The organism is Hymenobacter plasmatis, assembly GCF_020711255.1.
GTDB lineage: Bacteria > Bacteroidota > Bacteroidia > Cytophagales > Hymenobacteraceae > Hymenobacter.
The window spans coordinates 23,606-44,843 of the sequence record NZ_JAJFAW010000019.1 but is presented as its reverse complement, the minus strand read 5'-3'; the positions used below and the strand labels follow the sequence as shown (position 1 = coordinate 44,843).

The window sequence follows — 21,238 nt, the reverse complement described above, 5'->3', positions numbered from 1 at the left end:
CGGCTGGCTTACCATCCATAACCTATACCGATGAAACTGCGCTCCCTTCCCGTACTCGCGCTGGCGTTGACAGCAGCCAGCTACTTCCCGGCGGCTAGGCTTGCCGCGGCTCCCGCGCCTACCCCCGACGCCCGGTTCGACGCATACAAAACCCAGTTCCTCCTGGCCCTGTGGCGCCAGGAGCCGGAACTTGCGGCCGCCAAAGGCTACCACAAATACGACTCGCTGCTGGTGATTCCCGACGCGGCCCAACGGCAGCGGAGTGCCAAGTTTGCCCAAACCAACCTGGCCACGCTGGGCACGTTTGACCTCACCCGCCTCTCGCCCGCCAACCAGATAGACTTACGCCTGCTGCGCAACGAGCTGCGCGCCCGCCGCTGGTACGCCGACACCTTGAAAGCCTGGCAGTGGAACCCCGCCACTTATAATCTGGGCGCCACCGTTGGCCCCCTGCTCAATGGCCGCTACTACCGCCTGGACCGGCGCCTGCGCAACATATCCGATAAAATCAGCCACGCGGCTGAATACTACGCCGCGGCCCGGGCCAACATCAGCACCCCCACCAAGGAACACACCGAGCTGGCCTTGCAACAAGTGGCGGGCGGCATGGCCGTATTTGGCCCCGCCCTGGCCGATTCGGTGCAGAAGTCGGGACTGAGTGCCGCTGAAAAACAGACCTTCACCGCCCGCATTGCTGCCACCCGGCAGGCCATGCAAGGGTACCTGGATTTCCTGAAGAACGAGGTGCTGCCGGCTGGCAAATTCCGGTCCTTCCGCATCGGCAAAAAACTGTACGACCAGAAATTTGCCTACGATATCCAGTCCCGGTTCACGGCCGACCAAGTGTACCAGCAGGCGCTGAAGCACAAAGCCGAGCTGCTGCACGACATGGGCCACCGCGCCGCCCGCCTCTATTCCAAATACCTGCCCGGCAAGGCCGCACCCGCCGACTCGCTGGCCCTGATTGCAGCCGTCATCGACCAGCTCACCCTCAAACACACCACGCGCGACGGCTTCGTGGCGGCGGTGAGGGCCCAGATTCCCACGCTCGTAGCATTTGTAAACGAGCACAAGCTGCTGACTCAGGACCCACGCCAGCCGCTGATAGTGCGCGAAACGCCGCTCTACATGCGCGGCAGCGGCGCGGGCGCTAGCGTGTCGGCTCCCGGGCCGTATGAAAAAGGCGCCAACACTTACTACAACGTGGAGCCAATTCCGGCCGAGTGGACCGCGGCCCAGGCTGAAAGCTACCTGCGCGAGTACAACGCCTACACCCTGCAAATTCTGAATATCCACGAAGCCATTCCCGGCCACTACACCCAGCGAGTATATGGCAACCGCTCGCCTTCGCTGGTAAAGAGCATCTTCAGCAACGGCGCCATGGCGGAGGGCTGGGCTGTGTACGCCGAGCGCATGATGCTGGAAAACGGCTACGGCAACAACTCCGACGAAATGTGGCTGCTCTGGGACAAGTGGAACATGCGCGTGACGCTCAACAGCATCATCGACCACGCCATTCAGGTCGACAACATGAGTGAAGCCGACATGGTAACCTTGCTACGGCGCGAGGGCTTCCAGGAAGAGTCTGAAGCCCGCAACAAGTGGCGGCGTGCTACCCTCAGTCAGGTGCAGCTCAGCAGCTATTTCGCCGGCTACACCGAGATTATGGCCCTGCGGGAGGAGATGAAAAAGAAGCAAGGCCGGGCCTTTTCCATCAAATCTTTCAACGAGCAGTTTCTAAGCTACGGCAACGCGCCAGTCAAATACATCCGCGAGTTGATGTTGCAATCAACCGTGGCCAAGCGCTGAGCGGCTTGGGCGAAAGCATCTGAAGGACGAGAAGCTCCAGTATCGAACTGACTAGAAAAGGCGGGCCATCAGCTGTAGTATTAAATTCCATTTCCAGCCTATGCAGCCTCAGCTACGAATTCCAGGACCCGGGCCTGCGGCGAATAGAGACATCCCCGCAAAGGCAAACTAATACCCAACAACCAATTAATGAGAATATTACTACCCTTGGCCGCTGGCTTACTACTTGCTACGGCAGCCCCCGCACTGGCGCAAAAAGGCAAAGCCTCGGCAAAGCCTGCCGCAACAGTTGACAAGCCGGCCGCCTCGGCGCCCCTGGCGGCATTATTTGAAGCGTACTCGGAAGCGGAGGCCCGGCTGTTTCCGCTGGGGGCCACCAGCCAGGGCGACTACCGCTACAACGACCAACTGCCCAACGACCAGACCCGCGCCTTCCGGCAGCAGCAACACCGGTTTTACCAGCAGTACCTCGCCTCGCTGCAAAAGTTCGACCGCGCCAAGCTCGCGGCCGAAGACCAGGTGAGCTACGACATCTTCAAGTACGAGATGGAAACGAATTTGGCCGGCTTCCAGCACATCCGCTGGATGATGCCCTTTGGCCAAGCGGGGGGCTTGCCGCAGGGCATGGCCCAATACGGGTCGGGCACGGGCGCGCAACCGTTCAAAACCGCCAAGGACTACGACAATTGGCTGAGTCGCGTGCACGCCTTCACGGCCTGGTCCGACTCGGCAGTGGGCAACTTCCGCCAGGGCATGGCCCGGGGCGTGCTGCTGCCCAAGGCCTTGGTGGTGAAAATGATTCCGCAGCTGGACGCCATGGTGGTGACGGACCCAACCAAAAGCGTGTTTTACGGCCCCATCGCCAAGCTGCCCGCTAGCTTCTCTGAGGCCGACAAAACCCGCCTCACCAGCGCGTACCAGCAGGCCATCGTCACCGAGCTGGTGCCCGCTTACCAAAAGCTAAGCGCCTTCCTGAAGAATGAGTACCTGCCCAAGGCCCGCAGCACTTCCGGCTTTGCCGACCTGCCCGGCGGCCCGGCCGCTTATCGATACGCCGTGCAGGCCGCCACGACGACGGCCAAGACGCCCGAACAAATCTACCAGACCGGCCTGAGCGAGGTGAAGCGCTTGCGCACGGAAATGGAGGCCGTGAAAAACCAGGTGGGCTTTCAGGGCGACCTGCCCGCCTTCTTTGCTTACATGAAAAACGAGCCCAAGTTCCGGCCTTATAAAACGCCGCAGGAGGTGCTCGACGGCTTTGAGGCCATTCACCAACGGATGCTCCCCAACCTCAAAAAGATGTTCGGCCGCACGCCCAAAACGCCCTTCGAAGTGCGCCAAACCGAGGCCTACCGGGCGGCATCGGCCAGTGCCCAGTACTCCCGCGGGTCGGCCGATGGCACCCGGGCCGGCATTTTCTACGTGCCCATACTCGACGCCACCCAGTACAACATCACCTCCCTGCCGCCCATGGAAGACGTGTTTCTGCACGAAGCCATTCCGGGGCACCACTACCAGATTTCGCTGCAGCAGGAAAACACTGCCCTGCCCAAGTTCCGCCGCTTTGGCGGCTATAGCGCCTTCAGCGAAGGCTGGGGATTGTACTGCGAGTCGCTGGGCAAAGAGCTCGGCCTCTACACCGACCCTTACCAGTACGCCGGCTCGTTGGGCGGCGAAATGCACCGCGCCATCCGGCTGGTGGTGGACGTGGGCCTGCACGCCAAGGGCATGACCCGCGAGGAAGCCATCAAGTACATGCTCGACAATGAAGTCATTAGCGAACAACTGGCCACCGCCGAGATTGAGCGCTACATGGGCAACCCCGGCCAAGCCTTGAGCTACAAAGTAGGCCAGCTCAAGCTGCTGGAATTGCGCGCCCGCTACGAAAAGCAGCTGGGCCCCAGGTTCAGCCTACGCGCTTTTCACGACGAGCTCCTGGCTGGCGGAAGCATGCCTCTGGCGGTGCTGGAGCGCAAGATGGACGCTTGGGCCGCGCGGCAGAGGTGAGTACCTTCCGCTTCGTTTTGCATGCACGCTATGAATAGGGTTTTTCGAGCAGCCGTGTTTTGCTGTGTATTGGGCCTGTGCACTGCAAAGCAGGCCTGGGCCCAGGTCCAGTCCGCTCCGGTTTCGGCGGCACGCCCGGCCGCTGCCGGCAGTTGGGCTGAGCTTACGGCCGAGGCTAACCGGGTGGGCAAGCCCGCCTGGCGCCCCATGCTGGCCTACGTGGCGGCCCTGCACCAGCGGGCCACGCACCCGGCCGCCCCGCCTTTCGACTACGAATGGGAGGACCTCGGCCCGGGCTACGTGTACGGCAACGCCTTCGGGCACTGGGACGTGGTGCACGAAATCATCGACGTGCTGCCCTCCTACCCCGAGCACGCCCTGCACCAACTGCTGAACGATATCAAGAACCAGGAGCCCACCGGGCTGATTCCAGGCTCCATCTACATACCCGGCGGGCTGGCCCGGCACGACTCGGTGTACTGGAACCACAGCACCCAGGGGCACCCGCCGCTGTGGCCGGTGGCCGTGCAGGACTACGTGCGCCAGACCGGCGACAGCGCCATTGTGGGCCGCTTCTACACCGCGCTGGTGCGGCAGATTACCTGGTTTGAAAACAACCGACGGGCCGCGAATGGCGGCTTTTTCTATAACGACATCCTGCTGAAAAAATGGGAAAGCGGGGTTGACGAAGGCATTCGGTTTGATGACGTGGCCAAGGGCGCCCTGGCCTGTGTAGACGCCACCAGCCACGTGTTCACGCTCTACCGCGTTGCCGCGCAATGGGCCCGGCAGCTCGGCCTCGATGCCCGCTACTACAACCAGCGCGCCGCCGAGCTGCGGACCTATATCCAAACCAGGCTCTACGTGCCCGCCGATGGCATGTTCTACGACAGCTGGGCCGTGCAGAATCCCGCTTTGCGCAACCTGCCCTTCGAAAGCATGTGGCCCCTGGTGAGCGGCGCGGCCACGCCCGAGCAGGCCAACCGCTACATCGACAGCTACCTGGCCAACCCCAAGGTATTTCTTACCGAGCACCCGGTTGCCACCGTGGGCCGCCACGACCCCAAGTTTGAGCTGCGCATGTGGCGCGGCCCGGCCTGGAACAGCATGGCCTACTGGGCTGCCCGCGCCTGCCTGAACTACGGCCGGCGGGACGCCGCCCGGCTCATCCTGGAGAAAGCCCTGGACGACTCCGCCAAGCAGTTTCGCCGCACCGGCACCATCTGGGAGTTTTACCACCCACTGGGCGGCCACCCCGAAACTCTGCAGCGCAAGCCCACCAGCAAATACAACGTGCCCTGCCGCGACTACCTCGGCCACAACCCCCTGCTGGCCATGGCCCGGCTCTACGATTCGTTGCGCTAGCTTAAATCCCGCACCGCATGCCCACTTCTACTGCTTTGCCCACCGAAACTGCCCGCTTTCCCAAAGCAGTGCCCTTCATCATCGGCAACGAGGTGGCCGAGCGGTTTAGCTACTATGGCATGCGGGCCATTTTGCCCACGTTTCTGGTGGCTCAATTTTTCAACCCCAGCCACAGCCCGGCCCTGACGGCCGTGGCCGAAGCCCGGGCCAACGACTTCGTGCACTCGTTTGCGGCGTTGGGCTACGCGCTGCCGGTGGTGGGCGCCCTGCTGGCCGACTGGGTGGTGGGCAAGTACCGCGTTATTCTGTATCTGTCGCTGCTCTACTGCGTGGGCCACGCCCTGCTGGCCGCGTTTGCGAACGATTTAACCGGTTTCCAGTTGGGGCTGCTGGTAATAGCGGTTGGCATGGGCGGCATCAAATCCAGCGTGACGGCCAACCTCGGCGACCAGTTTTCGCGCCACAACGCCCACCTGCTGCCCAAGGCCTACGGCTGGTTTCAGCTGGCTATTGATGTGGGCGCGGCGCTGTCCACGGCGTTCATTCCGGAGCTATATGCCCGGTATGGTCCCGCCGTTGCCTTCGGCGTGCCCGGCTTGCTGATGGGCGCGGCCACGCTCATCTTCTGGCTGGGGCGCAAGCGCTACGTGCGCGTGCCGCCCACCGGGCTGGTGCAGGGCCTGCGCCAAACCTTCGGGCCGGGCGAGGGCCGGGCGGCGCTGCGCCGGGTGGGCGTGGTGTTCCTATTCATCCCGGTGGTGTGGGCGCTCTACGACCAAAGCGTGAGCGAATGGGTGCTGCAGGCGGCTCACCTCAACCGCGAGCTGTGGCCCGGCTTCACGCCCCTGCCCGAGCAGCTCCAGATACTGGGCATCGTGTTTGGAATTGGGCTAAATCCGCTGCTTACCTACCGCGTATATCCGGGACTGGAGCGGCTGGGACTGCGCATGAGTCCGCTGCGGCGCATGGGCACGGGCATGGTCATTATTGCCCTGGCCCTGGCCATTGTGGCCGGCATTCAGCACAGCCTCGATGCCGGCGGCAGCCCCTCGGTGTGGTGGCAGGTGCTGGCGTATTTCGTGGTGGCGGGCGGCACGCTCATGGTGGCCGTTACGGGCCTGGAATACGCCTACACCCACTCGCCGCTCGTCATCAAAAGCCTGACTACGGCGCTGTGGCTGCTCACCATTGCGGGCGGCAATTTCTTCCTGGGCATCATGAACAGCAGCATTGCCAGCGGTGGCTTTTTTGCCAGCTTTCAGGGCGCGAACTACTACTGGTTTTTCGTGGGGCTGATGGCCGTGAACGTGACGCTATTTGCAATTGTGGCTTCGCGGCTGCGTGAGAAAACCTACGTCGGGGTTGCGGCGTCGGCATGAGGCTTTTGGCAATGACGGCCATGTTGAGCGAATCATGACATCAGCATACCCAATCGTCTGTCATGCAGAGCGCAGCGAAGCATCTTATCACGGCCCAACAATTGGTTCTGACCTGATAAGATGCTTCGCTGCGCTCTGCATGACAGATGGTTTATAACGACGAGAACGAAGCGGCAGGTTACTTCTGCTCCTCAGACACTGAATGATTACGCTCCTACCTTCAAAATACCAGGTTACTTGAGGGTGGGTCCTTAGCTTTAGCGCAGAGTTTCCGCTATGCCTGTAATGAAATCCTTGTTTTCAAAGTTGAGCTGGGCACCGGCCGCGAGTCTGCTCCTGCTGCTGTCCGGGAATGCAACGGGGCAAAAGCGCTTCGAATTAACCGACATCGCCAAAACCGTGGGCGTGGGTGACCCACAGCTCTCGCCCGATGGCAAAAGCATCCTGGTCGTGGTGTCGAGGTCGAATTTCGCCACCAACCGCAACGACGCCGAGGTAGTGCTGGTGGACGTAGCTACCGGCCGGCAGCGCGTGCTGGTAGCCGGGCGCCCCACCGTGAAGCAGCCGCGGTGGTCCCCCACCGGCGACCGGGTCGCCTTTCTGGCGCGCACCGGCTCTGGCAAAGACGCCCACACGCAGCTATTTGTGCAGCCGCTGCCCACCGGCGAGCCCGTACAGCTCACGACAGCAGTCGAAAACGTGCAGCTCTACAGCTGGAGCCCCGACGGCAAGGCCCTCGCCTACTCCTCTGCTGATGCGCCCACCAACGCCGCCGAAGTGGCCCGCGGCAACGACAGCTTCGAAGTAGGCAACGGCAGCGTGACCCTCACGGCCCCGCCCACGCCCGACCACCTCTGGCTGGTGAGCGCCGCCGGCAGCCAGCCAGCCCAACGCCTGACCAACGGCCCCGGTGGTCTGCCCGACGACTCCTCAGCCCCATTTGCCTGGGCGCCCAACGGCCGCACCCTCGTGTGCGTGCTCCGGCCCAGCGCCCAAACCGGCGACCAGGAAACCACCGTGTGCACCCTGGACGTGGCCACCGGCACGGTACGCCCCCTGCCGGGTTCGCCCCACCGCGTTGACCTGCCCGCCTTCTCGCCCGATGGCCGCTGGATTAGCTACCAGACGCCGCGGGAGCCACCATTTTTCGAGTCCCTGGATTTTGACGTGGTGCCGGCAGCCGGCGGCAAGCCGCGCCACCTGGGCCGGGCCCTTGACCGCAACCTGCAGCGCGCCGTGTGGAGCCCCGATAGCAAGAGCCTGTTTGTGGGCGGCAACGACGGCGCCAGCGTATCCATCTGGCAGCAAGGCCTGAATGGCAGCAGCCGCAAGCTGAAGCTGGGCCCCGTATCGCCCAACGGCAGCTATTGGGTAGAAATGGCCGTGGGCCGGCGCAATGCCCTGGCCATCACAGCCAATGAGCCCGGCCGCCCAGCCGAGCTATACTACCTCGCTTCGCCCACCTCCACCCCGCGCCGCCTTACCGATTTCAACCACGAAACCGCCGCTATGCCCCTGGGCCGCATGGAAGCCGTGGAATGGAACTCGGACAACCTGCGCCCGAACGGCATCCTGACTTATCCGCCCGATTTTGACGCCACCAAAAAGTACCCGCTGGTACTCTTGATGCACGGCGGCCCCTCCAATGCGTCGCGACTGGCCTTTTATGGGTTGGGGCAGGCCGTGGCGGCGCGCGGGTACGTGGTATTTCAGCCCAACTACCGGGGCAGCGACAACCTGGGCTACGCCTTTCAGCGGGCCATTCGGGAAGATGCCGGCGCCGGGCCGGGGCGCGACGTGCTGGCTGGCATTGCCATGCTCGAAAAGCGCGGCTGGGTCGACAGCACCCGCATTGCGCTTTCGGGCGCATCCTACGGCGGGTTTATGACTACGTGGCTGATGGGCGAGTCGCGGCGCTGGCGCTGCGCGGTGGCCGCGGCTTCCGTCACCGATTTGCTGGACAGCTACAATCTGAGCGACAACAACGTCGCCAACGCCGGGCACTACGGTCCTTCGCCTTGGCGCAGCGCCGAAAACCTGGCGCGGTACCGCACACAGTCGCCACTTTCGCGGGCAGGCCGCTGGCGCACGCCCACGCTCATTCTGCACAACGTGGGCGACTTTCGCGTGCCCATCACCAACTCCTACAAGCTCTACCACGCGCTGCAGGACAACGGTGTGCCCGTGCGCTTTGTGGCCTTCCCCATCGCCGCCCACACCCCCTCCGACCCCGTGCGCCTGCAGGAATGGAACCGCCTCTGGGTGGGCTGGCTCGACCAGTATCTGCAGCCGGAAGCCGCCACGGCCGCGCCCGGCAAGTAATTTAGCTCAACTTCCTTTCAGACGCATCTTCAACTACAAGTACCTACTGCTTAGCATGAATTCACTTCTCAAGACAACCACCGGCTTGCTGCTGGCCGGCCTGAGCCTGGCCGCGCCGCTGGCCGCCTCGGCCCAGAAGAAAGCCGCGGCCACCACCCGCAAAACCACCTCGACTGCCAACGCAGAAGCCGCCATCAAGGAGAGCGACATAAAGCGCGACTTGTATGCCCTGGCCGGCGACCATTTCCGCGGCCGCGAGGGTGGCACACTCGACGAGCTGAAGGCCTCCGTGTGGCTGGCCGACCAGATTCGGGCCATCGGCCTGCAGCCGGCCGGCGACGACGGCACCTACTTCCAGTGGTTCAACCTGCAGCGCACGCGCCTTAACAAAGCCAGCACCCTGCGCATCGGCACGCACCAAATCAAGCTCAACGAGGACGGCGTGGTGACGGCCCCCACCAACGCCACCGTGAACGCGCCGCTGGTATTCGTCGGCACCGGCTCGCCCGCCGAGCTGGCGAAAGTAGACGTAAAGGGTAAAGCCGTGGCCGTGCAGATTGCGGGCGCGCCCACCGACGGCATCAGCTACCGGCGCTACGTGTTTGGCAAATTCAGCGGGCAAACGGCTGACTTGGTGAAGGCCGGCGCCGTAGCAGTGGTGTTCATTTCCGACGCGCCTTCGCAGGCGTTGTACGACCATTGGAGCCACATTTATGAGCGTGGCCGCTATAGCCTGCCCGGCGCGGCCAGCACGAAGGTGGTGAGCACGCCGCCAGTGGTGTGGCTGCCCGCCAGCGCGGCCAGTTGGGCGCAGCAGGCCGGCCAGCAGTTCACAGCCGATTTACGGGTGGAAAGCTTCCAGTATCCCTCCGTCAACATCGTGGCCAAAGTGCCAGGCACCGATGCCCAGCTCAAGAAAGAAAACGTGCTGTTCAGCACCCACCAGGACCACGACGGCGTGCGCGCCCCCATTGCCGGCGACTCCATCTACAACGGCGCCGACGACAACGCCACCGGCTGCGCGGCCCTGCTGGCCATTATGCGCGCCTTCAAGCAGCAGCCGGCCCGCCGCACGGCCCTGTTTGTGTACCACGGCGCGGAGGAGCGCGGCCTCATTGGCTCAACTTACTTCGCCGCCACGCCCACGGTGCCCAAGGAATCCATCGTGGCGGTGCTCAATGCTGAAATGATGGGCCGCAACGCCCCCGATAGCGCCGCTTTGCTCGGCTCCACGCCCCCGCACCTCAACTCTTCCGACCTCGTGAAAACCGCCCTGGCCGCCAACCAGGCCGGGCCCAAGTTCAAGCTGGATACCGAGTGGGACAAAGCCACCCACCCCGAAGGCTGGTACTTCCGCTCCGACCACCTGCCCTATGCCCGCCTGGGCATTCCGGCCATCATGTACACCACCCTGCTGCACGTGGACTACCACACGCCCAAGGATGAGCCCAGCCGCATCAACTACCCCAAGCTGACGAAAATGACGCAGTGGATGTACCTCACCGGCTGGGCCGTGGCCAACCGCACCGCGCCACCCGCCCGCGAGCCCGGCTTCAAGCTGGAGCGCTAGCCAGCCCATGCCTACTATGGTTAATCCGGTGTTCAGATTCCCGCTTCGTTTTCTGCTGCTCGCCATTCTGGCGGGCAGCACGCCCGGGCTCGCGAGAGCCCAAAGTGCGCCAAAATACCTGACCGCCGACCTGGAGAATAATCCCAAGGCCCCGGCCGGTTTAGAGGAATTAACGATTCCGTCGCACGGCAGCCGGATGGCAGCTTTCATGTACACGGCCAGCGGCCCGCAGCCCCACCCCACCCTGATTTTGCTGCACGGCTTCCCCGGCAACGAGCGCAACCTCGACCTGGCCCAATCGGTGCGACGCACGGGCTGGAACGTGCTGTATTTCGACTACCGCGGCTCGTGGGGCAGCGAGGGCGAGTTTTCGTTTGCCAACTGCGTGGAGGACGTGGCCAGCGTGGTGGCCTTCTGTAAAAAGCAGGCCAAAGCGCTGCGCATCGACACTACCCAGCTGGCGCTGTTTGGGCACAGCATGGGCGGCTGGGTTGGGCTGAAAGCCTTGCCGCATCTGCCGGAAATCCGCAAGGCCGTCATTCTCTCGCCTTGGGACATCTACGCCACCGCCGCCGGGATGGCGAAAGACGAGCCACGCGCTGCGTTTGAGAAGTACGCCGATGGCTTGTTTATGCTCCGCAAAGCGTCGGGCAATGCCCTGATGACGCCCGTGCTGGCCGATTCCAAGGCTTTTCAGCTCAATGCCGATGGTCCGGCCCTGAGCAAAAAGCAGCTGGTGTTTCTGGACGAAAACCGCCGCAACGAAGCGTGGATTAAGCCCATTGGCGCGGCCAACAAGGCCAGCTTCCGCTACGAAGTGTGGAACACCGACCATCCGTTCAGCAACAAGCGCGTGGCCCTCACCAAAACGGTTATTGCGTTTTTAAACAAGTAGGGCCCCGTGCGGATTTCTACCGGCATGCACCACATTACCGCGGCCGACATCAAAAACTTTGAGCGGATTTATCGGCTCAACCTCGTCAACGGCCTGCCGGGCTTTAAGCCGGCCAACCTCATTGGCACGGCCGCGCCCGATGGGGCCACCAACCTGGCCGTGTTCAGCTCCGCCCTGCACCTAGGCTCCGACCCGCCCCTGCTCGGCATCGTGACGCGGCCCACCACCGTGCCCCGCCACACCTACCAAAACCTCAAAAGCAGCGGCTGCTACACCCTCAACCACGTGCCCGTGGCTCTGGCCGCCCAGGCCCACTACACCTCCGCCGACTTTGGGCCGGAAATATCGGAGTTTGAAGCGTGCGGCTTTACGGCTGTGTACCGCGACGATTTCCCGGCCCCTTACGTAGCCGAGAGCCCCTTGAGCATCGGCTTGCGGCTGCGCGAGGAACTGCCCATTTCCAACGGCACCGTGCTGCTGGTCGGCACCGTGGAGCACGTGTACCTGCGCGAAGAAGGCCTGCGCGCCGACGGCACTCTGGACCTTTTTGCCCTAGGTACTGCCTGCGTTTCTGGCCTCGACGGCTACCACGAAGTGCTGCCGCCCATGCGCTTCGGCTACGCCCGGCCGGGGCAGCCGCCCGTGGCGCAGTAAATTCTTGAGCTACCCAAACGCAAAAAGTCCGTTTCAATTTCTGAAACGGACTTTTTTATTGCCACAGGCAAAGCCTTAGCTACGGATACTGCGTTTCAATCTTCCGGCTTCGTTGGTCGGAATAGCGTTTGTCGGCAAACGATTGGTCGGTATTGAACTGGCTGGAATCGTTCTGTCGACTTGAGTCGAAATGGTCCGCGTCGGCAAAAGTGCTGGGCCGGCGGTACTGCCAGTCGGGGCCCGAAGGTCCCTGGGGAGCGGGATTGTCGCGGTACCAGGCCCGGTAAGTGGTGTCGGGCTGGCCTTTGTAAGAGCGCCTGGTGCTTTTGAATCGGCGGCCCTTTTTCTTGCCATTGCCGGCCGAGGCCAGGGCCACGGCACTAAGGGCGAGGCCCGCCACGGCCAGGCCCGCTACCCACGGTTTTACCACGGGCGGCGGCACCGAGCGCACCCCGCTGGCGTCGGCCGTGGCGGGCTGGTGGGCGTAGCGGCCCACTTTGGGGCGGGACAGCTGGTCGAAGTGAGCCGACAATTCCGTGAGTTGCCGGCGCAGCGCCTCGCCGTGCATGGGAATGCCGTGGCCGGTGGCCGCTACTTCGGGCTCCATGCGGGCCAGCAGCTGCACCGATTCGCGGGCGGCGTCCCAGTCGGGTGTGAAGTAGGCCGGCGGGCCGTGTACTTCCTGCTTTTGAGTGAGGGTGCTCAGGCCCGATTCGGCAAACACCGTAGTGAACGCATCGCCGGCCACCAGCACCTTGTCGTGCTCGCGGAAGAACGACACGTGGCCGAAGGTGTGGCCCGGCGTGTGCACCCAGCGCCAGCCGGGTAGGCCGGGCACGCTGCCATCTACGGGCAGGGCTTGCACCCGGGAGCCGAAATCATAGGCATGCTTGGGATAGGCAAACGACATATAGGCCATCATGCCGCCGCCCACGGTGGGGTCGGGTGGCGGGTAGCTCGAGCGGCCGGTCAGGTAGGGCAGCTCGAGGGGGTGGGCATACACGGGCACGTTTGGCCAGGCCGCGAGCAAGCCATCCAGGGCGCCCACGTGGTCGAAGTGCCCGTGGGTGAGGATGATGGCCGTGGGCGGGGTAGCGGGCCCGAACTGTTCTTCGGCGTGCGCCTTGATTTTATCGGCCGAGCCGGGCAGGCCGGCGTCGATAAGCACCCAGGGCCCCTGCGGCTGGGCTTCCGGGAAAGCGTAGTACAGGTTCACAAACACGTCGCGCAGCATGCTCAGGCCGGGCACAACGGCAGTGAAAGCGGGTGTCGAGGCCCGCGTTGCTTCGTTGGATAGCATAGGTGTAGAAGATGTTAGGGTGAAGGGAAATGTGGGAAAGGATGGCAGTACTACGATGCCGGGCCGGCCGGGGGTTGGTCTTTTTTTCTTACTGTTGAGGTTATAGCCGGTGCACGGCGCCGCTTGGCTCAAACGCAAGAAGCCCGCTATCTGGCAGATAGCGGGCTTCTTGCACAGTCCGTTAAATTTATTTGCGCTGGGGCATATCGTTCTTGTTGCCCGTGCCATTGGTCGCCTTATTGGGGCTGGCCATGGTGCCGCTGGGGGCCTGGGGCGACGAGGTGCTCTTGCCGGCCGGGGCCGAGTTGAGTTGGTCTTGTACCGTGCCGTTTTTGATGGCGGCCGCCGAGCCCACGCCGCCGGCAGCGGGCGCTTTCTGCTTGTAGTTGATGCTGTCGCGGTTTACGTCGATGTTGTGGTAGGCAGGCGGCGGGTTAACGAAACCGTGCTGGTATTGCGTGTTCTCGCCGGGGCTCCAGTGATAATCGCAGGACGAGACCGAGGCGGCAAGGGCAGTGCCCAGCAACAAGGCCAGGGCGGAACGGGAAGAAAGCTTCATGAAGTTGTGCTAGGGATTGGTCGTGCAAAGTACGTTGATTTCGCGCGGAAGGCCAACGCAATGTCTCGCGCGGCGCTACTTTCGGGCTCCATCCCTTGCTGAGCTGTTGCCCGGCCCCTTTGCCCATGACCGATTCGGACCCCAAGCCGCCTTCCCGCTTCCGCCGCGTACTGGGGGCCGTGGGGCGGGCGGCGCTGCTGCCCGTGCGGGGGGCGGGCTACCTCGTGCGCTCCGGCAAGGCCCACCAGCACTTTTTCCTGCCGGTGCTTAATGGCGCGCTGGGCGACCAGCTGGCGGCCCGCTACGACGCACGCGCCATCAAAATGAGCTTCCGGCAGGGCGAGCGCGACGTGGCCGTGCCGGAACTGTGCCTGGCCCAACCGCACCAAAAAACGGTGGTTTTCCTGCACGGCCTCATGGGTGATGAGCTCATCTGGCAAGCCGGCTTTCAGGACGCGCCCGACACCCGGCGCTACGGCCCCCGCCTGGCGGAGGAAGCCCACATCCGCCCCCTCTACCTCCGCTTCAACTCCGGCCTGCACCTTTCCGAAAACGGCCGCGAACTCAACCGCCTGCTCACCGAGCTGGTCGAAACCTACCCCGACGCCATCGGCGAGCTGGTGCTGGTGGGCCACAGCATGGGCGGCCTCATTATCCGCAGCGCGGGGTATTACGCTTCGCAGGCTTCGCTTAATGAAGAATTAAGAACGACGAATGAAGAATTGGGGGAGACTAAGGAGTTGGCCAAGAATGAAAAATTGAGCCAGCAGGAATCCTCTCCGAATAATAATTCTTCATTCGTCATTCCTCATTCCACATTAAAAAGAGCGCCGTGGCTCTCGCACCTGCGGTCCATCTTCTTGCTCGGCACGCCCAACGACGGCTCTTGGCTGGAGCAAAACTCGCACCTCACGGCGCGGCTGCTGCAGCGCATCGACCTGTTTCCGACCCGGTTTCTGAGCAAGGCGCTCAACAAGCGTAGCAACGGCATCAAGGACCTGCGCTTCTCAATTCTCGTGGACGAGGACTGGCAGGATGCCCACGCCGACGACCTCACGCCGCCCCGCACGCCGGTGCCGCCGCTGCCGGGCGTGCAGTACCATATCCTGATGGGGGCGTGGCTGCGCTCGACGCGGCCCTCGGCGCTGCGCGAGTATTTCGGCGATGGGCTGGTGGGCCAGGACAGCGCCCGCGGCCACGCCACTTTCGGCGAGGAAGCGGCACTGCAAGCTGGCGCCAGCGTGCGCACGGCCGTATTCAGCCAGCAGCACCACGGGGGCCTGCTCACCCATCCGGGCGTTTTCCAGTACTTAAAGCAGTGGGTTTAGGGCTGAAACCTGGCCCAAGTAAAAGAGCCATATTCGGGTAGAATATGGCTCTTTTGTTTGAAAGTTACGGTACGGCGATGGCTCAGGTGGTAGTACCCGTGGTGGTGCCGGAAGTGGTGGTGCCAGTAGTGGTAGAACCGGTAGTGGTGCCCGTGGTGGTAGTGCCCGACGTGGTACCCGAAGTGGTGCCGGTGGTAGTAGTACCCGTCGTGGTAGTGCCAGTGGTGGTAGTACCAGTAGTAGTAGTAGTAGTAGTAGTACCGGACGTGGTACCCGAGGTAGTGCCGCTGGTGCTACCCGAAGTGGAACCGCTGGTAGAGCCGGCATTTTCAGAAGCAGTGCACGCGCTGAATAAGGTGAGCGCCGTGCACATGATGGCACCGGTCAGCCCAAAAAGCCATTTACGTTTCATAAGGCAATTGAAAAGTGGAAAAGAAGATTCTGCGGCCAGTGGCCTATAAGCTATACGGACATTAGCAGCGCTATTTACCCGTATTTTCATTCGGCAAATACTTATTTCCGATTATTGAAAAAGTGCTTCTTTTCTATTCTGATTTCTTGGCTATGGCCGGCGCTACCGCCGGCAATTCACAGTCGCACAGCACTTCGCGGGTGGGGGTAGAAAGCTGGTAGTCGGGCAGCGACACTTCTTTCATGTACACCACAGAAAGGTGGCGCAGGGGTGCGTGGGCGGGATTTTCGTGCCAGATGCGCAGCAGGTAATTGCAGTAGTAGGGGCGCATCCAGGCATTGCTTACGAAGAGGTAGTTCTCGGAATACTTGCGCCAGCGGTCGTTTTTGAACAGCCCCACCACCGAGGCAGGCTTGGCGTAGCGCACGGGCGCGCCGCTGCGGTTCAAATCGAGCTTGCGGCCATCGGCGGTGGTGCCTTCCAGGATGTACCAGCCGTCATCTTTGAAGACCGTGGGCGCAAACATGCCCCAGTGCTGGTCGACCCGAAACAAGTAGCCAAACCAGCGCATGGGCTCCGACATGAGCCCTCCGGTGGGGCGAATCACGGCCACGTCGTCGAGGTTCCACCAGCACACATACGCCAACACCACGGCCACAAAGGTTTCGCGCACGGCCCGCAACAGGCGCTGGCTGCCCGGCGTGGGCGCGGTGGTGCGCTCGAGGCGCAACCGCCAGGGCAGCTGCCAGGCCGGCAGGTGCGGGCGCCAGCTACGGGCCCGCGCCAGGTGCGGGGCCAGCCGCCGCGTGAGCCAGTCCAGGGCCACGGGCGGCAGCAACCCCAGCAGCGAGGCCATGTTCACCAGGAAAAATATGCCCACAAATAAGGTGAGGCTGATGACCAGGTGAAACCCGAATAGTACCCCCACTACCAGCAGCCGCCAGCGGGCCACGCCCACCGGCAAAAACAGCGCAAACGGCAGCAGCAGCTCGGTATAATAGGTGGCGAAGGTGAGAAAGCGCAGCAGCTCGGGGTATGGGTACAGCAGCCGCCCGCCGGGCATGAGCACCTGGTCGAGGCTGAATGCGTAGTACAGCGCCGTGCCGTCGCGGGTCCATTCGGGGCCGCTTTTGAGCAGCGCCGTGCACCAGTACAGCAGGGCCAGCTGCACGATGTAGGCCACAGTAGCCGCACTGAAATAATCTAGGCGGGCCGGGGTGGGTTTGCCGTGCGCATCCCAAGACCACACGCGGCCCCAGGGCAGGAAAATGCCCCAGAACAGCAGCATCCGCAGCAGGTCGTCGCCGCCCTGCCCAATGAGCGGGTTGCGGTTTTGCAGCGATACCAGCAGCACCCAGGAGCCCACCGTGGCCAGCCGCGTGTGGTACCCTAGCAGCATGGCAACGGCCAGGCCTGCCGCTATTGCAAACAGCACGGCTTCGGCCTGCCACATGCCGCTGGCGGCGTGCAGCGAAAACTGGTAGGGCGTCCAGGCATGGTCGAGCAGGGCGGCCATGGGCAGCACGCCTAGGTTGGCGTAGTGGGCTTCGAGGTCGGTGCTGCGAATGGCCAAATCGAGCAGCACCACTGCCGCAGTAGCCATACGCAACAAGGCCAGCGCCCGCAAATCGAGCACGAACGGCCGCCGCAGCACTCCCCAAAAACCTACTGTCTGGTTGGGCATAAGCATTCCTGAATCCGGGGCCGGGAGCGGCCGAAAATCGGCAAGACGCAAAGTGTATCTGTTAAATTACTTGCCGTGGCTATACGGCTATTATTGCATGAATATCGGTTGGAAAAACACTTAATTTACTGCCTCTCCACCCGGCAAGTATGGCTAAATAAATCCGGTCAATCCTGCTGCCAGGCAGTAAGCACGACCCTAACTGGGGGCATCCCGCTACAGTGGCTAAACATACCGGCGTGCTCCCCGTTACCATTCCCGAGCCAAACCAACGCCCACTTCCGCCACTGTTCCATGCCCGCTGCTGCCCCCGATACCATCTTGTTCGACGGCGTGTGCAACCTCTGCAACGGCTTTGTGCAGTTCATCATCCGCCACGACCCGGAGGGCCGGTTCCGCTTTGCGGCCCTGCAGAGCGAAGCCGGCCAACGCCTGCTCGCGGCCCAGGGCCTGGCACCCGCCGCCCTGGCCGCCGAGCCCGAATCGGTGCTGCTGCTCAGCGGCGGCCGGCTCTACTCCCACTCCACGGCGGTGCTGCACATTGCCCGCCGCCTCGGGGGCATCTGGCAGCTGGCGGCGTTGGGCTGGGTACTGCCCCGCGCCTGGCGCGATGCACTCTACCGCTTTATAGCGCGGCACCGCTACCGCTGGTTTGGCCGCGAAGAAAGCTGCATGCTGCCCACCCCAGCGCTGAAAGCACGGTTTTTATAGCGGCACTGGCCCTATCAGCAGCGGTATGCTGTACACCAAGCATTGACAAAGTGGGCGAAAGAAAAAGACGGTCGCACTAGTCGATTGCCTTGTGGCTCAACCTACAAGCAACTGCTTAGTGCGTTGGATTGAGCGCGGCACAATGCCATTTAGCAAAGCCAAATGGTGGAGCCTGCATTTCGCCGATGCTGAGTTTCACTGAACGCATCTAGTGCCGAGCTTCTTCTGGCCTTTATGGCCGGACGCTGCCCATTGAGCTAAATGACAAAATCTTTTAAACCCAATTTATTGGGTACCTGCAAGATGGAGTAATCGCGCCTGTACCAAGCTCCCATTTGGCAGCGAGAAATGCGAATGGGCTTGACAAACAGCTTTTTCGAGCTGGCATTGTTAAGTATGCTCCAGACAGCGTGATTTCACCTTTCCAATAATAGGTTTAATTTATTAGCTGATACACTTGCACTTGGCTAAAAATATATAGCATTTTCCTGAATGGTTCCATAGGCTTTTGTGCCTAACTTTCTAATTAATCGGGCTAAAAGCGGGAATTCGGGCCCCACTTTTTAGCAAGTAGAAATTGTACTTCTGTTCGGCTGTGGCCGGGCTTTTTCCTTTTTCCGAAAGCTCGAACTAGTTGGCTTACCCTTTTATATGAGCAGACATTACCGACTAACCTTCCCCCTATTATTTAGCTTACTCCTCCTCGTTGCAGGGCAAGCCCACGCCCAAAAACCCCTAGCGCTGTGGCGGCCCGCCACTCCCGCGGCCCGCGCCGCAGCGGCCTCGCCCGAACCGGCCAGTTGGTTTACCCTCGATGCGGCTCAACTAGCTACCCGCCTGGCCGCCGCCCCGCCCGAAACCCGGCCCACCGAAGCCGTGACCCTGGAACTGCCCTACCCCGACGGCACGCTCCACCGCTTCGCCCTGACCCAGGTACCGGTGATGGCGCCCGCCCTGGCCGCCCGCTTTCCCCAGATTCGGACCTACGCCGGCCACGCCCAGGACGACCCCGCCACCACGGTGCGGCTCGAAACCGGCCCCGCCGGCCTACACGCCCAGGTAACCGGCCCTACCGGCGTGCACAGCATCCTGGCCGACCCAGCGGCTGCCAATCGCTACGAAAGCCGCCAGGATGCCCCCGTAAAATTTGACTGCAAGGCCCTGCCCAATCCAACGGCCCAACAACCCCTACTGAGAACCACAGCGTCGGCGCCTACCGCGCCCTACGGTTCGCAGCTGCGCACCATGCGCCTGGCCCTGGCCGCCACCGGCGAATACACCCGACAGTTGGGCGGCGGCACCGTGGCCGGCACCGTAGCAAGCATGGTGACGCTGGTAAGCCAGCTCAACGCTGTGTACGAGCGCGACCTGGCCCTGCGGCTGCAGCTAGTGGCCAACACCGACTTGCTCGTGTACCTCGACCCCGCCACCGACCCCTTCGACAACAGCAGCCCGGTCGCCCTGATGAACGCCAACGAAGCCGTGGTGAACGCGGCCGTCGGGGTATCCAACTACGACCTGGGCCACGTGCTGGGCTACATGAGCGGCGGCTACTCGGGCATTGCGTACGTGGGGGTGGTGTGCTCTACCACGCTGGCGGCGGCCGGCGCTTCCACGGGCTCGTCGGCCGGGCTGATGGCCACGGTGCTCACCCACGAAATTGGGCACCAGCTGGGCTCGGCCCACACATTCAACGGCGACCAGGGCAACTGCGCGGGCGGCAGTCGCAGCGCCAGCCTGGCCTTTGAGCCGGGTGCCGGCAACACCATTATGTCGTACGACGGCCGCTGCAACCCCGATAACGTGGGCAGCGCCGTCCCCTACTTCCACGCCGGCAGCATCAGCGCCATTATGAGCAAGTTGAGCTGCGGCACGCTCACGGCCAACGGCAACCACCCGCCCACACTCACGGTGCCGCCCAGCGGCTACGCCATCCCCATGGGCACGCCCTTCAGCCTGGCCGGCACCGGCACCGATGCCGACGGCGACGCCCTCACCTTCTCATGGGAAGAGCTGGACCTGGGCAATGCCAGCGGCCTGGCGGGCGCGGCCACCGATGCCACGGCCCCGCCCTTGTTCCGCAGCTTTGCGCCGCAGGCCAGTGCCACGCGCACGTTCCCGGCCCTATCGAGCATTCTGAACAATACCGCTTCAACAGGAGAAATCCTGCCCCTGGTGGCCCGCCCGCTCAATTTCCGCCTCACGGCCCGCGACAACCACAGCGGCATGGCCACGGCCGACGTGAGCCTGACCGTAGCGGCCGCGGGGCCCTTCCGCGTGACGGCGCCCAGTGCGGCCATTTCGGCGGCCGGCAGCAGCACCTACACCGTGCGCTGGGACGTGCTGGGCACCGACCTGGCCCCGGTGAACTGCGCCAATGTGCAAATCCTGTTCTCAACCGATGGCGGCCAAACTTTCCCCACGGTGCTCCTGAGCAGCACTCCCAACAACGGCACGGCGCAGGTGACTTTCCCAAAGACAGCAACCACCCAGGGCCGCATCAAAATCCAGGCCATTAACAACGTGTTTTTCGCCATCAACAGCGGCAACATCACCCTTTCCGGCTCGCTGCCCGTGGAGCTGACAGCCTTCAGCGCCGAAGCGCGCGCCACCTCCGCGCACCTGGCCTGGGCCACTGCTTCGGAAAAGAACAACACCGGCTTTGCCGTGGAGGCTTCGGCCGATGGCACCGTTTTCCGGCGTCTGGGTTGGGTAGCAGGCCAGGGCAACAGCTCGAGCCCCAGCCAATATCAATTCGAAGACGGAACGCTAGCCCAATACGGCAACCCCACCGTGTACTACCGCCTCCGCCAAATCGACGTGGATGGCACCGAAACCTTCTCGCCGGTGCGCTCGGTGGCCGTTCCCGCAGGCTTGGCCGCGCAGTTCCAGGTGTGGCCCAACCCGGCGCGGGCGGCCGTGTCTGTAGCTGGCGTGGCGCCAGGCCAGGTCGTCCAGCTGCTTGACCTCACGGGTCGCTTGCTGCTCCAAAAGACGCAGTCCACCAGCGGCCCACTGCAACTAGAACTACCTAGCAGCCTCGCGCAAGGCATCTACGTGGTGCGGGCCAATGGCCAGTCGCGGCGCCTGGTAGTAGAGTAAATGTGCCTTTCCGGCACCTCACCCCGGCTGAACCTCACCCCCGGAAAGGGCGCTACAGCGGCAGGACTGTAGCGCGGACTCAGTAGTCCGCGTCCCCACGCCGTTTGGGTGTCGTTCGGGTTCCCGCCCGGGACGCGGACT

The 21,238-nt window shown here is 63.0% G+C and carries 15 protein-coding genes; 11 read left to right on the top strand and 4 right to left on the bottom strand.

Features of this window, described 5'->3' with window-relative positions; translation table 11 throughout:
* The first annotated feature begins 30 nt into the window (after nt 1–30).
* The 8 genes from LJ738_RS14270 to LJ738_RS14235 all read left to right on the top strand — a co-directional run bounded on the left by LJ738_RS14270 (nt 31) and on the right by LJ738_RS14235 (nt 12,001).
* Entirely contained in the window at nt 31–1,809 is a 1,779-nt protein-coding gene (locus tag LJ738_RS14270) for a DUF885 domain-containing protein (protein ID WP_227787098.1), read from the top strand.
* Nucleotides 1,810–1,998: 189 nt separating this feature from the next.
* The gene (locus LJ738_RS14265; protein WP_227787097.1) at nt 1,999–3,816 is read left to right on the top strand and encodes a DUF885 domain-containing protein; all 1,818 of its coding nucleotides are present in this window, start codon (nt 1,999–2,001) and stop codon (nt 3,814–3,816) included.
* 30 nt (nt 3,817–3,846) lie between these two features.
* A complete protein-coding gene (locus tag LJ738_RS14260) occupies nt 3,847–5,181 on the top strand; it encodes an MGH1-like glycoside hydrolase domain-containing protein (RefSeq protein WP_227787096.1) in 1,335 nt (444 codons plus the stop codon).
* 17 nt (nt 5,182–5,198) lie between these two features.
* Entirely contained in the window at nt 5,199–6,560 is a 1,362-nt protein-coding gene (locus LJ738_RS14255; protein WP_227787095.1) for a POT family MFS transporter, read from the top strand.
* Between the two features lie 285 nt (nt 6,561–6,845).
* On the top strand, nt 6,846–8,882 hold the full coding sequence (locus tag LJ738_RS14250) for an alpha/beta hydrolase family protein (protein ID WP_227787094.1): 2,037 nt from the start codon (nt 6,846–6,848) through the stop codon (nt 8,880–8,882).
* Nucleotides 8,883–8,937: 55 nt separating this feature from the next.
* Nucleotides 8,938–10,452 (top strand): M28 family peptidase, encoded by a 1,515-nt coding sequence (locus LJ738_RS14245; RefSeq protein ID WP_227787093.1) that lies wholly within the window; start codon nt 8,938–8,940, stop codon nt 10,450–10,452.
* A 7-nt stretch (nt 10,453–10,459) separates the two neighbouring features.
* On the top strand, nt 10,460–11,347 hold the full coding sequence (locus tag LJ738_RS14240; RefSeq protein ID WP_227787092.1) for an alpha/beta hydrolase family protein: 888 nt from the start codon (nt 10,460–10,462) through the stop codon (nt 11,345–11,347).
* A 24-nt stretch (nt 11,348–11,371) separates the two neighbouring features.
* Complete coding sequence (locus LJ738_RS14235; RefSeq protein WP_227787091.1) at nt 11,372–12,001, top strand: flavin reductase family protein; 630 nt, start codon at nt 11,372–11,374, stop codon at nt 11,999–12,001.
* A 79-nt stretch (nt 12,002–12,080) separates the two neighbouring features.
* On the opposite strand, the gene LJ738_RS14230 is transcribed toward LJ738_RS14235, so the two are convergent.
* Together LJ738_RS14230 and LJ738_RS14225 are read right to left on the bottom strand one after the other, a co-directional pair.
* Nucleotides 12,081–13,301, bottom strand: a complete 1,221-nt coding sequence (locus LJ738_RS14230) for an MBL fold metallo-hydrolase (protein WP_227787090.1) — start codon at nt 13,299–13,301, stop codon at nt 12,081–12,083.
* 187 nt (nt 13,302–13,488) lie between these two features.
* On the bottom strand, nt 13,489–13,860 hold the full coding sequence (locus LJ738_RS14225) for a hypothetical protein (protein ID WP_227787089.1): 372 nt from the start codon (nt 13,858–13,860) through the stop codon (nt 13,489–13,491).
* A gap of 125 nt (nt 13,861–13,985) precedes the next feature.
* On the opposite strand from LJ738_RS14225, the gene LJ738_RS14220 reads away from it, so the two are divergent.
* On the top strand, nt 13,986–15,188 hold the full coding sequence (locus tag LJ738_RS14220) for an esterase/lipase family protein (protein WP_227787088.1): 1,203 nt from the start codon (nt 13,986–13,988) through the stop codon (nt 15,186–15,188).
* Between the two features lie 82 nt (nt 15,189–15,270).
* Here LJ738_RS14220 and LJ738_RS14215 read toward each other — a convergent pair whose 3' ends face one another.
* Together LJ738_RS14215 and LJ738_RS14210 are read right to left on the bottom strand one after the other, a co-directional pair.
* Nucleotides 15,271–15,600 carry a hypothetical protein gene (locus LJ738_RS14215; RefSeq protein ID WP_227787087.1) on the bottom strand — a complete coding sequence of 110 codons (330 nt, stop codon included), beginning with the start codon at nt 15,598–15,600 and terminating at the stop codon, nt 15,271–15,273.
* 133 nt (nt 15,601–15,733) lie between these two features.
* Nucleotides 15,734–17,284: an HTTM domain-containing protein gene (locus tag LJ738_RS14210; RefSeq protein WP_227787086.1), complete on the bottom strand. Its 1,551-nt coding sequence runs from the start codon at nt 17,282–17,284 to the stop codon at nt 15,734–15,736.
* Nucleotides 17,285–17,578: 294 nt separating this feature from the next.
* Between LJ738_RS14210 and LJ738_RS14205 the strand changes: the two genes are divergently transcribed.
* Entirely contained in the window at nt 17,579–17,995 is a 417-nt protein-coding gene (locus LJ738_RS14205) for a thiol-disulfide oxidoreductase DCC family protein (RefSeq protein WP_227787085.1), read from the top strand.
* Between the two features lie 651 nt (nt 17,996–18,646).
* Nucleotides 18,647–21,097, top strand: a complete 2,451-nt coding sequence (locus LJ738_RS14200) for a reprolysin-like metallopeptidase (protein ID WP_227787084.1) — start codon at nt 18,647–18,649, stop codon at nt 21,095–21,097.
* Nucleotides 21,098–21,238 lie beyond the last annotated feature (141 nt).

Coding starts and splice junctions, on each gene's coding strand:
- LJ738_RS14270 (WP_227787098.1), top strand. CDS start 31: ATGAAACTGCGCTCCCTTCCCGTACTCGCGCTGGCGTTGACAGCAGCC.
- LJ738_RS14265 (WP_227787097.1), top strand. CDS start 1,999: ATGAGAATATTACTACCCTTGGCCGCTGGCTTACTACTTGCTACGGCA.
- LJ738_RS14260 (WP_227787096.1), top strand. CDS start 3,847: ATGAATAGGGTTTTTCGAGCAGCCGTGTTTTGCTGTGTATTGGGCCTG.
- LJ738_RS14255 (WP_227787095.1), top strand. CDS start 5,199: ATGCCCACTTCTACTGCTTTGCCCACCGAAACTGCCCGCTTTCCCAAA.
- LJ738_RS14250 (WP_227787094.1), top strand. CDS start 6,846: ATGAAATCCTTGTTTTCAAAGTTGAGCTGGGCACCGGCCGCGAGTCTG.
- LJ738_RS14245 (WP_227787093.1), top strand. CDS start 8,938: ATGAATTCACTTCTCAAGACAACCACCGGCTTGCTGCTGGCCGGCCTG.
- LJ738_RS14240 (WP_227787092.1), top strand. CDS start 10,460: ATGCCTACTATGGTTAATCCGGTGTTCAGATTCCCGCTTCGTTTTCTG.
- LJ738_RS14235 (WP_227787091.1), top strand. CDS start 11,372: ATGCACCACATTACCGCGGCCGACATCAAAAACTTTGAGCGGATTTAT.
- LJ738_RS14230 (WP_227787090.1), bottom strand. CDS start 13,301: ATGCTATCCAACGAAGCAACGCGGGCCTCGACACCCGCTTTCACTGCC.
- LJ738_RS14225 (WP_227787089.1), bottom strand. CDS start 13,860: ATGAAGCTTTCTTCCCGTTCCGCCCTGGCCTTGTTGCTGGGCACTGCC.
- LJ738_RS14220 (WP_227787088.1), top strand. CDS start 13,986: ATGACCGATTCGGACCCCAAGCCGCCTTCCCGCTTCCGCCGCGTACTG.
- LJ738_RS14215 (WP_227787087.1), bottom strand. CDS start 15,600: ATGAAACGTAAATGGCTTTTTGGGCTGACCGGTGCCATCATGTGCACG.
- LJ738_RS14210 (WP_227787086.1), bottom strand. CDS start 17,284: ATGCCCAACCAGACAGTAGGTTTTTGGGGAGTGCTGCGGCGGCCGTTC.
- LJ738_RS14205 (WP_227787085.1), top strand. CDS start 17,579: ATGCCCGCTGCTGCCCCCGATACCATCTTGTTCGACGGCGTGTGCAAC.
- LJ738_RS14200 (WP_227787084.1), top strand. CDS start 18,647: ATGAGCAGACATTACCGACTAACCTTCCCCCTATTATTTAGCTTACTC.